The organism is Dorea sp., from assembly GCF_977044405.1.
In genome coordinates, this window is the sequence record NZ_CDRRQK010000044.1 from 1 (window position 1) to 11012 (window position 11012).

The 11012-nt window shown below is 39.2% G+C and carries 13 protein-coding genes and 4 pseudogenes; 3 read left to right on the top strand and 14 right to left on the bottom strand.

Annotated features, from left to right (window positions below; all coding sequences use genetic code 11):
• The 4 genes and pseudogenes from ACWJAF_RS13365 to ACWJAF_RS13380 all read right to left on the bottom strand — a co-directional run.
• A pseudogene (locus ACWJAF_RS13365) lies at positions 1-240 on the bottom strand (AraC family transcriptional regulator); the annotation flags it as partial.
• A 100-nt stretch (positions 241-340) separates the two neighbouring features.
• Positions 341-724 (bottom strand): 2-hydroxyacid dehydrogenase, encoded by a 384-nt coding sequence (locus tag ACWJAF_RS13370; RefSeq protein ID WP_448864599.1) that lies wholly within the window; start codon positions 722-724, stop codon positions 341-343.
• A gap of 18 nt (positions 725-742) precedes the next feature.
• A complete protein-coding gene (locus tag ACWJAF_RS13375) occupies positions 743-1201 on the bottom strand; it encodes a DUF6773 family protein (protein ID WP_448864601.1) in 459 nt (152 codons plus the stop codon).
• Positions 1191-1403: a helix-turn-helix transcriptional regulator gene (locus tag ACWJAF_RS13380; protein WP_022076184.1), complete on the bottom strand. Its 213-nt coding sequence runs from the start codon at positions 1401-1403 to the stop codon at positions 1191-1193. Before ACWJAF_RS13380 ends, ACWJAF_RS13375 begins: the two co-directional genes overlap by 11 nt.
• Before the next feature lie 242 nt (positions 1404-1645).
• On the opposite strand from ACWJAF_RS13380, the pseudogene ACWJAF_RS13385 reads away from it, so the two are divergent.
• Positions 1646-2544 (top strand): annotated as a pseudogene (locus ACWJAF_RS13385) (LacI family DNA-binding transcriptional regulator).
• Positions 2544-3875 carry an MATE family efflux transporter gene (locus ACWJAF_RS13390; RefSeq protein WP_448864603.1) on the top strand — a complete coding sequence of 444 codons (1332 nt, stop codon included), beginning with the start codon at positions 2544-2546 and terminating at the stop codon, positions 3873-3875. The pseudogene ACWJAF_RS13385 and the gene ACWJAF_RS13390 overlap by 1 nt, the downstream one beginning before the upstream one ends.
• Here the strand turns inward: ACWJAF_RS13390 and ACWJAF_RS13395 are convergent.
• The 10 genes and pseudogenes from ACWJAF_RS13395 to ACWJAF_RS13440 form a co-directional block, all read right to left on the bottom strand.
• A complete protein-coding gene (locus ACWJAF_RS13395) occupies positions 3867-4616 on the bottom strand; it encodes a YibE/F family protein (protein WP_448864605.1) in 750 nt (249 codons plus the stop codon). The two genes, ACWJAF_RS13390 and ACWJAF_RS13395, sit on opposite strands and share 9 nt — an antisense overlap.
• Positions 4610-5746 carry a YibE/F family protein gene (locus tag ACWJAF_RS13400; protein WP_448864607.1) on the bottom strand — a complete coding sequence of 379 codons (1137 nt, stop codon included), beginning with the start codon at positions 5744-5746 and terminating at the stop codon, positions 4610-4612. The genes ACWJAF_RS13395 and ACWJAF_RS13400 overlap by 7 nt, the downstream gene beginning before the upstream one ends.
• 152 nt (positions 5747-5898) lie before the next feature.
• The gene (locus tag ACWJAF_RS13405; protein ID WP_448864609.1) at positions 5899-6093 is read right to left on the bottom strand and encodes a transcriptional repressor; all 195 of its coding nucleotides are present in this window, start codon (positions 6091-6093) and stop codon (positions 5899-5901) included.
• Between the two features lie 126 nt (positions 6094-6219).
• Positions 6220-6609: pseudogene (locus tag ACWJAF_RS13410) on the bottom strand (cytidylate kinase-like family protein); the annotation flags it as partial.
• A 114-nt stretch (positions 6610-6723) separates the two neighbouring features.
• Positions 6724-7038 (bottom strand): annotated as a pseudogene (locus tag ACWJAF_RS13415) (DUF4405 domain-containing protein); the annotation flags it as partial.
• Positions 7039-7425: 387 nt separating this feature from the next.
• Complete coding sequence (locus tag ACWJAF_RS13420; RefSeq protein WP_448864611.1) at positions 7426-7704, bottom strand: type II toxin-antitoxin system RelE/ParE family toxin; 279 nt, start codon at positions 7702-7704, stop codon at positions 7426-7428.
• Between the two features lie 25 nt (positions 7705-7729).
• Positions 7730-7990, bottom strand: a complete 261-nt coding sequence (locus ACWJAF_RS13425) for a type II toxin-antitoxin system Phd/YefM family antitoxin (RefSeq protein ID WP_296094206.1) — start codon at positions 7988-7990, stop codon at positions 7730-7732.
• Positions 7991-8058: 68 nt separating this feature from the next.
• Entirely contained in the window at positions 8059-8406 is a 348-nt protein-coding gene (locus ACWJAF_RS13430; protein WP_448864612.1) for a hypothetical protein, read from the bottom strand.
• Between the two features lie 91 nt (positions 8407-8497).
• Positions 8498-9118, bottom strand: coding sequence for a methylated-DNA--[protein]-cysteine S-methyltransferase (locus ACWJAF_RS13435; protein WP_296033598.1), 621 nt, complete (start codon positions 9116-9118; stop codon positions 8498-8500).
• Positions 9119-9273: 155 nt separating this feature from the next.
• Positions 9274-9492: a PAS domain-containing protein gene (locus tag ACWJAF_RS13440; RefSeq protein ID WP_448864614.1), complete on the bottom strand. Its 219-nt coding sequence runs from the start codon at positions 9490-9492 to the stop codon at positions 9274-9276.
• Positions 9493-9715: 223 nt separating this feature from the next.
• Here ACWJAF_RS13440 and ACWJAF_RS13445 point away from each other — a divergent pair, with 223 nt between their 5' ends.
• Positions 9716-10762: a YeiH family protein gene (locus tag ACWJAF_RS13445; RefSeq protein WP_296094215.1), complete on the top strand. Its 1047-nt coding sequence runs from the start codon at positions 9716-9718 to the stop codon at positions 10760-10762.
• The last annotated feature ends 250 nt before the right edge of the window (positions 10763-11012 follow it).

Consider the following 11012-nt stretch of genomic DNA (forward strand, 5'->3'; position numbering starts at 1 on the left):
ATTTATCATGCCGCCGCTTCCAGCAGGAAACAATATTTTTCCTCCTGGCGTATCATATTCAATGCTGCCGCTTTCCATATAAAAAAGTTCCACTGTCCTATGCCAGTGCCACGGTACATACCCCCCTATATACTTGTCGAGTTCTGCCCTCGAAGCGATATAGGGAAAATCTTTTTCAAAACCGGGAAGCAATTCTTCCTTGCTTCCAGTATAAAATTCAATGCTATGGATATTTTTCATGTCTGTTCACCTGCACATCTGGGAGTTTCTATCTGCTTTATGGATTAAATATACTGGAATAGCACGGTAATTGTCAATCAAAACAGATTTTAGTCAGATACTATAGTCCCGATACAACATTGATTGGATTCTCTTCTATAAACTTCTTTATATTATCTGCCAAAATAGAAACCAACCGCTGTCTTGTCTCAAGGCCTTTCCATCCCATATGAGGTGTCAAAAGGACATTATCCATAGTATAAAGAGGACTGTTTTCTTCTGGTGGTTCAGTTTCCTGAACATCAAGTCCGGCTCCTGCAATCGTACCATTTTCCAATGCTTCTATAAGAGCATCCTCATCAATAAGTGCACCTCTTGAAGTATTAATGATAAATGCTGATGGCTTCATAAGTGATAAAGTGTCTTTGTTGATCATATGTTTTGTACTTTCTGACAATGGACAATGCATGGAAACATAATCACTATTCTTAAGTAATTCCTCCACAACCTTCTACTTCATATATCACTCATCTTTCTCAAGTTTCTGTACTCTTCTTTTATATATTTTAGAAAATATCATTAATGCTAATAAACATAAGATTTCCACCTGCACAAACATAATAATTCCAGTTGCAATTGAACCAATAAGTTTATGGTAATTCCGATAGGAAACACCAAACCATATAATCCCTGCCAATACTGCCGCAATACTACTGACTATGATATTTGTCTTGAGATTCGGTTTTAATTTTCTATCCCAAATTCCATTTCGAATACAATCAATTGAAAGATATAATGCAAGACTCATAAATACAACCCATTCTCCGGCAAGATTCTTGATACTGTCATTCCCCACGATCATTTGTATTAACATTACAATCAGCAATCCCCAAAAAGCAATCCAACATCCATTATGTTCAATTTTAAGAAGTTTTAGTTCCTGTCGTTCATCTAAATTACTTTGCATTTTCCTAATTTTCATCCTCTTCATCCTCCCAGAACAAATCATCCAAACGTTTATCTAATACGCGACAAATTTTACGACACAGTTTTATTGTCGGATTATATTCTCCCTTTTCGATAGCATTTATCGTTTGCCTTGAAACACCAACAGCTTCTGCTAAGACTTTTTGCGTCATATCCTTTTGAGCCCTTGCCACTTTAATCGCAATATTTTTTGCCAATTTATGTTCACCTCCATTTATAAAGTAACATTTCTTTTTCATAATGTCAATTATATTTTACTTTTTGTCTTATATGCTAAGACAAGAAGGTAAATAGTAGCCCGAGGAAAATGTGTAATATAATAATAAAAACTCACAAAAATCGAATGCAAATTTTGTAATGGGTTATGCGCTTAACCTTTGTAAATCCCACATTTATAATGTACCATTATAATCATAATATTGCAGAAGAAGGAATGAAAATGACACAGAACAGGGTTAGAATCGTAGATGTTGCAGATGCGTTAGGTCTTAGTACGGCTACTGTCTCAAAAGTGATTCACGGCAAAACAGAAAAGATCTCAGATAAGACGGTAAAACGCGTCCAGCAAGAACTTGAAAGGTCGGGATATATCCCGAATATGGCTGGCATTTTGCTTGCGAGAAATAATTCAAGAATCATCGGAGTGGTAGTGAATGACCATGAAAAGTATGAGGGCAGGGTTTTAGAGGATGGATTTGTGATGTCATCGCTGAATGCTCTTTCCCATGAAGTGAATGAAAAAGGATATTTTCTGATGATAAAAACGACATCTGATATCAGAGAGATTCCGGTATTTGCATCCATGTGGAATATGGATGGACTGATTCTGATCGGATTTTGTGAAGCTGATTATGAAAGCCTCAGAAATCAGATGCGGATTTCATTTGTAGTGTATGATGGCTATTTTGAAAAATGCTCAAAGGTAGTAAATCTGGTCATCGACCATTATAACGGCGGCTATCAGGCCGGGAAATATTTGAAGGAACTGGGACATAAAAAAGCATTATGCATAGCAGATAATTTCATCTGCATGGATAAAGAGCGCATGGAGGGGTTTCGCAAAGCCTTTGAACAAGGAGAAACCTATAGATGGGAGATACCAAAGACAGAAAAGGAAAGAATATTCGGATTCCGGAGGATATCCAGATCATCGGCTTTGATGATAACATGGCAAACAGGGAAAGCAATCCTTCCCTCACAACGATTCATCAGGAAGCCAGCTTAAGGGCGAAAGCAGCAATTGAATGTCTGGAGGCAATGCGCGATGGAGCAGAATATAAGACAGAAATCGTGTTACCGGTTGATTTGATAAAAAGGGAAAGTACGAGGAAATTATGATGTCAAAGTTTATGAAATCGTTGTGTAAAATAGCAATTCCTGTCACATTGCAAAGTATGCTGCAGGCATCATTTTCAATTGTTGATCAGATCATGATCGGACAGTTAGGCGAGACAAATATATCGGCAGTTGGATTATGCGGTAATTTTTCGCTGATTTTTTCAGTGGTGATCGGTGCGGTAAGCACGGTTGCCGGGATATTAATTGCTCAGTTTATTGGTGCAGAAGAAACAAAAGAGGCATGGTGCAGTTTTGATGTGAGCCTCATCTGCGGAATTATGATATCAGCATTGTTCCTGCTTGCAGCCGGAGTTTTTCCGTCGCAGATTCTTGGACTGTATACGAAAGATATGAGTATTATAAATACTGGCGCAGTTTATTTTAGAATCGTAGCGTTTTCTTATATTCCAATGGCTGTCAGCAATATTTTATCCTCCTGGCTGCGTTGTAAAGAACATGCCACGATACCATTTCTGGCAAGCTTTGGAGCAGTTGTTGTAAACACAGGACTGAACTATCTGCTGATATTTGGAAAATTTGGATTTTCATGTATGGGAATAAAGGGAGCTGCGATTGCCACACTTATTTCGCAGTTGTTTAACCTAGTATTTATTGTTATCGGATTTGTCTTATGTATCAGAAAAGAGGGAGATACGCCGATATTGTCTCTACATTTTAAAAAAATCACACTCTGGGATTATCTGATCATGATTCTGCCGATTCTGATCAGCGAATTTTTATGGAGTCTCGGGCAAAATGTGGAGTCGGCTGTTTATGGGCATCTTGGCACATCAAACCTTGCAGCTTATACACTTACCGGTCCGATACAAGGACTTATCGTAGGAGCACTGAGTGGATTGTCGGCGGCTGCCGGTGTGATGATTGGCAAGAGGCTTGGCAGAAAAGAATATGATGAGGCTTACACAGAATCAAAGAAAATTATGTATGCAGGCTTAATTGGTGCAGTAACGGTATCGGCTTTGCTCATTCTTTTGGCTGACGTATATACCGGATTATATCGTGTTGATGACAGCGTAAAAGAGCTTGGAAAGATACTGCTTATCGTATTTGCCTTGTATGCTCCGGTCAAGGTAGAAAATATGATACTTGGCGGAGGGATTATAAGAAGCGGCGGTAACACAAAAATCATTATGATCATTGATATTGTTGGCACATGGTGTATTGGAATTCCTCTGTGTCTGCTTGCAGCATATGTATTCAAGTGGGGAATTGTTGGTGTGTATACATTGCTTACCACAGAGGAATTATTCAGGCTTGCTGTATCGTTAATTATCTTTAGAAGGCGTAAATGGATAATTAGTTTATGCTGATTTAATACGCTTTCCGACTAACACCGCCGCAACCGGCATCACCAGCACACAGGCGATCGCACCAAATATCATAGATACACAGTTCTGAAATAATATTTTCGAATTTAATAATGTTTCCAGTGTATAATCCTGCATCTTCAGATAAGAAAATAATAATAACGATTCTCCAAGATACGCAAACAACAATGTATTCACTGTTGTTCCGATTACTTCTCTTCCAATCTGCATCCCGCTTTCTACAAGTTCTGTCAGTTTTATCTCCGGTTTGTGAATACTGACCTCGTAAACGGAAGTTGTAACCGTAAGTGCCATATCAAGCACCGCTCCCAGTGTACTAAGTATGATTACAGCTGTCGCAACATTTCTCATACTGATATCCAGATTCATATTATAATATAATACATCATCTTCCACAGCCTGAATTTCATTCAGTCCTCCTGCCTCACTTCTCCACACCACCATATAGATAAAGAAGAAGAGGATTGTCATTGTAATCGCTACTGCTGCAAATGCACTCTTTGTCTTCACATTTGTATCATTTTGATAGAAAAGTGTTACACATGAAATAACTATCCCTGCTCCGACTGTGACCAGAAGCACCGGTGCTCCTGCTGCCATCAGCCAGATAGCCAGGCTAAGCAGCAGCATATTTCCTATCAGTGATATCAATGATATCACTCCTCTGTCTCCGCCAATAATCACGATCAAACACAACAGGATCATTCCTAATATCATCAACATGTCTTCTTCACCTTCCTTACTGTCAATTTCATCAGCACAGCTGTGATCAGGATAGATACCGGTATTGCAAGTACAATTCCAATACTCTCCACGAAGAATCTGCATAATTCGCACGGAATATGCAATTTGATGATCGTCATAAACCGGACACTGTTATTCATCCTGATCAGGCACATTGGAATCAGACCACAGCCAAATACAAACAACAGTACATTGATCATCGTTCCCATAATATCGTATCCAATCTCTCTTCCGGACCGGAACAGTTCCCGGAATGTTACATCCGGTTTCTGTGTGACAATCTCACTCAAAGCCGCAGAAATTGCCACTGCAACATCCATGATCGCTCCAAGCCCGGATAGCAGGATCTCCGCATGAAAAATCTCATCCGGATTATCAATACTCCCCAGATATTCCATTGTAGAATAATCCAATTCCGCAGTATGACTGATCACTGCATCAAATATCCCCATGATCATTGCCAGTATACATAATGTTGACAATAAGGCCGCCCACGTCTTCCTGTGAAGTCCGTTTAACCCGATCAATGTGACAACAGTAAAGAAAATCACCATTTTATTACAGATTGTTACAACATCCGCATCATCACCACTTTTTAAAAATCCTGCTGCAAATATCGCAATATTGATTCCCACTGTCACGATTGTAAGCAAACCTTTCTTTCCTGCAATCGTCATCAGTACAAGTATGAGAAGACCAAGCAAAACAACAAGTTCTGTATCTCTTTTCACACTCTGTATACTGGATCCCACATTACTTTCAGATCCATTCAGCAATACTTTATCCCCTTTGTGATATTTCTGTTTTAACATTCCTGTATAAGTATATTCGTTAGAAAAATCAACGATTTTCCCTTTATTCGTTCCATTTAATATCACACCCCGGATTTTTTGCTTATATCTTTTTTCCTGTGTTCCGCGAGTGCTTTTATTCTCTCCTGCTACGCTTGTCTCTACGTTTGTAAGTTTTGCAATTGGTGTCTGATACAGCCATGCATCATTCATGACAAATATGACTGCGATTAGATATAGGATGCAAAATATCCCATATATTTTTGCTCTTTTACTTTTCTTTATGTATTCTGTTATCTTTTTTGCAACTTGTTTCATTTTTATCTTCTTTTCATTTTTATTTAGCCTGTAATTGTTGTAACAACTTTTATTTTATTATTTGTATTTTTTTCTGTAGTGGAATCTTTTGCAGACGTTTTTTTCTGTCATGTGTCTGCTCAGGCTCTCCACCTCGCTACATTGAACGTGGATCAGTTTTCCACATTTTTCGCATTTGCAATGATAGCAGCTCTCATGATCCGGTATATCGTTGTCGTTCCGACTGCAATTTCACGGTCTTTGAAGTAATCTCTGATTTCCTGTACAGTAACATGCTGTCCCTGCACCGATTGCAGAAAAGTATGTAACTCAGTCATCTGTTTTGTCTTATATCTGGCTTTTGCCATTTTGACCTCTCCTTTTCAATTTGGAAATCATTTCATTTTATCACACAATTTTATCTTGTCAATATAATTTGGAAATCATTTTCATTTTCTAATTATCTCTGGATATTTTTGATGTCCCCTCAGGCTCTATCTGCACTCCATAATAATTGCTTCACACCTGTCATATCCAAGCTGTGAACTGTTCAGACACAACGTGTAATTGCTGGCTTTTCCCCATTTCTGTTCTGTATAAAAGTTGTAATTTGTCATGCGTCTTTTATCTGTATCCTCTATCAGCTTTGCAGCTTCCTGGTCACTAACATGATATAACCGGCTGATGCGCTGTATCTTTTCCGGCATATCTCCATGGATAAACACATTCAGCACATCATCTCTGTCTTTCAGTATAAAGTCTGCATTTCTTCCTATGATAACACAAGATTCCTTATCCGCAAGTTACAGAATCACCTTTCTCTGTGCTTCATATACCATATCCTCCACAGATTTTCCTGTGATATCCCGTCCGGCAAATGCATGCATTCCATAAGCTACGATTGCAAATGCAAGAATGCGCAATGCCCACAGCTTCTTCCCGATCCATGTTCCGCTCCTTTTCTGCAACATCCCGATAAACATATTCCAATGGATTCCAAGATGCACTGCCATCAGTACAAATCCCCAGTACGCACAGATCATATGTACATTCCGTGCCAGATTCGCCGCACCTGCAATATTCACACCTCTGAAGATATGTCTGGATAACAGAATCCCGCTTACCATCGAACCAATCATCAGAACCAATAATACGAATGCAAGCACTGTCTGTATTATGCGCACCGATGTATATCTGCCTTTTCTGATATTGCCTGTCCATCTGCGGTTCATCAGATGATGCAGGATGAACAGGATAAAGATTGCCATGCCAATCCATTCATGTGCCGTTTCTCCTGCCATCTCATAGGGCATAAGAAGTAACAGTGCCAGTTCTTCTTCTGATTTTACAGGAAAGATATTCTTTCACACAACCTTCGCCAAAATATACTTTTGTTGTATTTTCAAATACAAAGTTTTTCATAGTTTTGTGCCCCTTTCTTTTATAATTCCAGTATAAAAAAAGCGGGACTGTTTCAGAAGTCTCGCTTTGTTATGCAGTGTAAACCTTTCGGTTATATGCATGTCTTATTTTATTTTTTAGAATTATTTTTCTTTACGATTCTTTTGTACCTTTGATCGTTCTGATTGCTTTCAAAAGCTTCTGCACATTCTTATCCGGATTCTACTACGCATAAGAATGTATCTAATTGTGGATTGTACAATATGTAATTTTCCTCCCGTCAATTACAATCTACTATTTTATAAATGACGATCTGTATCTCTCGCACCATATATCAAGCGTCTTACTTCCATAACAGTTCCAATAACAACATAATATACTACATAATTTCTCACATAAATTCGATAATATAGATACTCTCTCTTTTTCATAGAATGATATGGTTCGAAAGCGAGAGGATTCTCCAATCTTTTCAAAATAGCACTTTCAATATCATCAACTAATCGAATCGCTGCATCTTCGTTTTTCAGAACATTTGTAATATAATTTACTGTACTTAACAAATCCGTCTCAAACATCGGAAGATACCGAAGTTGATACGATTTATTTTCCTTGTATTACGCTCCTTACATTCTTAAATACACTTTCATGAGAAAGTCTTTCCTCAGTTGCTGCCGCCTGCCTGTCTGCTTCATCAAGTTTCATTTCTACATTGTCAGTAAGACTTGCATACTCTTCTAAACTTAAAACCACCATAGAACCATAACCATTCTTCGTTAAATACACAGGATTCCCACTATTTACAATTGTTTCAATTTCAGGAAATTTGTTTCTTAAATCAGAAACTGGTCGAATTTGAATCATTTCTTCCTCTCCTTTCATTTTTATTATCTATATTTTATCTTAATTTTATCATAATCACAATAATATTTTTATTTTTTACTTATTTTCTTCTCCCGCTTTCCAAGATAAATATAAAATCCCACATTCAGCACAATTCCCACCATCGTCGATACCGGCGCCGCAAGACCAATCTTCGTCAGACTTGCATCCGGCTGGATACTCATAATGTATGCAATGATGAAGAAGATACCTCCTCCACAGATACGCACATATACAGATGTCAGCTCAACAGCCTCTTTCGGAGCCTGCATGACCGATCCGATCTGCTCCGGTCTCTTCTCACCAAGATATCTTGCGATCAGAACCGTGATTCCCATTGCAAACTGTGTAACTACAAATGTTACAAGATTCAATACCTGATATCTCGAATATGTCAAGTGTTTTTATTTTTCTTCTCTTGCATACTTTGGAATATAAAAAATGAGCCAGAAGATAGATAAAAACATTTTTATCCCTCTGGCTCATTTTCTATATTCCATACTTTTTCAAATCAACCTTACCATCTACCACTTCGATTCCATCTGCCCTTAGAAGTTCCGCCTGCACATTCTTTCCTCCGAACGCAAATGCTCCGGCCAGTTCTCCCTTTGCATTGACAACCCGAAAGCACGGGATATGCTCCGGATCCGGATTCTTATGCAGTGCATTTCCGACCGCCCTTGCCATTCTTGGTTCCCCCGCCATCTCTGCAACCTTCCCGTATGTTGCCACATGCCCTTTCGGGATACGCTTTACCGCCTCATAGATTCTCTTTGTCGGACTCTCTGTAATCAGATCGTAACTTTCTGCAATCATTCTTTTGATTTCTTCTTCCGGAATGCTTCCATCAAGTATAATCGTATTCCAGTGTTCTTTATTCAGATGGTATCCGGCTGTCACCGACTCATACGCCGAACGCCAGAAATCCCTCCACTGAGGATCTACTTTTACATTTAGATTGATATATCCGTCACGTTCGTAGATCCAGAGAAATGTTTTTTTGCTTCCTTTTACTCTTACCAATTGCCAGTTTTGATCACGGAATGGTCTTTCTTCATATACATTGTCAAACGACATTCCATATGCCAGTGCTTCCGCTCTTGTCATCATAATACTTTTTCTCCTTTTTGCAACAAGCATCTCTTCGTTCATCGTCATTTTTAATGCTTCTATTCATCTTTCCACACTTGTTCAATCACACATGTATGCATCTTCGTATCTTTCTCATAATTAATTCCTGTCAGACAGCAGGAAGAGCAACGTTATTATGCCTGCTGCATTTTTATATTATTTACTGCTTTTGCAAGCATCTGGATATCCATCAGCATCCCATAAAATGTAGCCGTCTTTTCTTTCTTTTCTTCCGTCATTCTCCCTGTCGTACGAAACCAGCGGTATTCCCCCTTCTTTGTCATAGCCCGGAATTCCTGGTCATAGACAATCTTTCCACTCCGGTCCTTTTTCGCTTTTATATACGCTTCCATTTTTGCCAATCTTAATTTTTCTCTTGTATTTTTATTATACGCTTTGTCCTATACTCTTTCAAATATAGTTTTCATATTACACTATAAAAAAATATATATTCATCTTTTTTGTCATCTATTCCTATATTTATTGTATGCGTTCTTCTTGCTGATCGTTTTATTCGGTGCTATAATTTCTAGAGTAATTTACATACACAAAAGAAATGAGAAAGAGGAAATCAACATGAACTTTATTCAGAAAAACCTTTCTGGTATTCTGGTCTGCTTTGTGATTGCAGTACCTTCCTGGCTTCTTGGAAAGATATTTCCCGTTGTCGGTGGTCCTGTCATTGCGATTCTTGCCGGAATGCTGATTACGTTAGTATGGACCAATAAGGGCAAAGCCGAATCCGGTATCAAATGGACTTCCAAGATTATTTTACAGACTGCTGTTGTCCTGCTTGGATTTGGTATGAATCTTGGTGTGATCTTACAGACCGGAAAGCAATCTCTTCCGATCATCGTATGCACGATCAGTACTTCCCTGATTCTTGCATGGCTGCTCCGCAAGATCCTGAATGTCCCATCCAATACTTCGATTCTTGTAGGCGTCGGCTCATCCATCTGTGGAGGATCCGCAATCGCCGCCACTGCACCGGTCATCGATGCAGATGATACTGAAGTTGCGCAGGCAATCTCCGTTATCTTCTTCTTCAATGTTATCGCGGCTGTACTCTTCCCGGTACTTGGAAGTGCACTTGGCTTTGACACTACAAGCGGAAGCTCCTTCGGATTATTCGCCGGAACTGCTATTAATGATACTTCTTCCGTTACGGCCGCTGCTTCTACCTGGGACAGTATGTGGAATCTCGGAAGCGAAACTTTGAATACTGCCGTTACGGTAAAACTTACCCGTACACTGGCAATTATTCCAATCACACTGGTATTATCTCTGATCCGTGCAAAATCTGCAGCTAACGCTGAAACTGCAGATGCGACAGCTAACAAATTCAGCTTAAAGAGAGCATTTCCTATGTTCATCTTATACTTTATCATCGCAGCAGTGATTACTACTGTATGTATGAGTATGGGCGTGAGCGCAGATGTATTTGCTCCGTTAAAGGAATTATCTAAATTCTTTATCATTATGGCTATGGCTGCGATCGGGCTTAACAGTAATGTTGTGAAACTGATCAAGTCAGGTGGAAAACCACTTCTGCTTGGTGGATGCTGCTGGGTTGGGATTACGGTTGTTAGTCTTGGGATGCAGCATGTGATGAATATTTGGTAATTGCTGTTTAATACACTAGTTCATGGTGGTCTCCCGGTCCATGAGAAAGCGCTGGTATCCTATTTGCTGCTAGATGTCACGATGCAGAAGTTCTAAGGCAGTCCGACTTTCCTAAGGGCGAAAGGGACTCCACTCCAAACTCGCCGTTCGGCTCAAACAGTGTCGCTCCGTCCCTTTAACGGAAAGTCAAACTGCCTAAGAACTTCTACACATCGCGCCAAAAAACGCTGCAAACAGGATACCAGCGCTT

Excerpts from the sequence above, each read along its gene's own strand:
- ACWJAF_RS13405 (WP_448864609.1), bottom strand. The coding sequence starts at position 6,093 with ATGGCAAAAGCCAGATATAAGACAAAACAGATGACTGAGTTACATACT.
- ACWJAF_RS13400 (WP_448864607.1), bottom strand. The coding sequence starts at position 5,746 with ATGAAACAAGTTGCAAAAAAGATAACAGAATACATAAAGAAAAGTAAA.
- ACWJAF_RS13445 (WP_296094215.1), top strand. The coding sequence starts at position 9,716 with ATGAACTTTATTCAGAAAAACCTTTCTGGTATTCTGGTCTGCTTTGTG.
- ACWJAF_RS13375 (WP_448864601.1), bottom strand. The coding sequence starts at position 1,201 with ATGAAAATTAGGAAAATGCAAAGTAATTTAGATGAACGACAGGAACTA.
- ACWJAF_RS13425 (WP_296094206.1), bottom strand. The coding sequence starts at position 7,990 with ATGATTCAAATTCGACCAGTTTCTGATTTAAGAAACAAATTTCCTGAA.
- ACWJAF_RS13395 (WP_448864605.1), bottom strand. The coding sequence starts at position 4,616 with ATGTTGATGATATTAGGAATGATCCTGTTGTGTTTGATCGTGATTATT.
- ACWJAF_RS13435 (WP_296033598.1), bottom strand. The coding sequence starts at position 9,118 with ATGATGACAAGAGCGGAAGCACTGGCATATGGAATGTCGTTTGACAAT.
- ACWJAF_RS13420 (WP_448864611.1), bottom strand. The coding sequence starts at position 7,704 with ATGTTTGAGACGGATTTGTTAAGTACAGTAAATTATATTACAAATGTT.
- ACWJAF_RS13390 (WP_448864603.1), top strand. The coding sequence starts at position 2,544 with ATGTCAAAGTTTATGAAATCGTTGTGTAAAATAGCAATTCCTGTCACA.
- ACWJAF_RS13440 (WP_448864614.1), bottom strand. The coding sequence starts at position 9,492 with ATGGAAGCGTATATAAAAGCGAAAAAGGACCGGAGTGGAAAGATTGTC.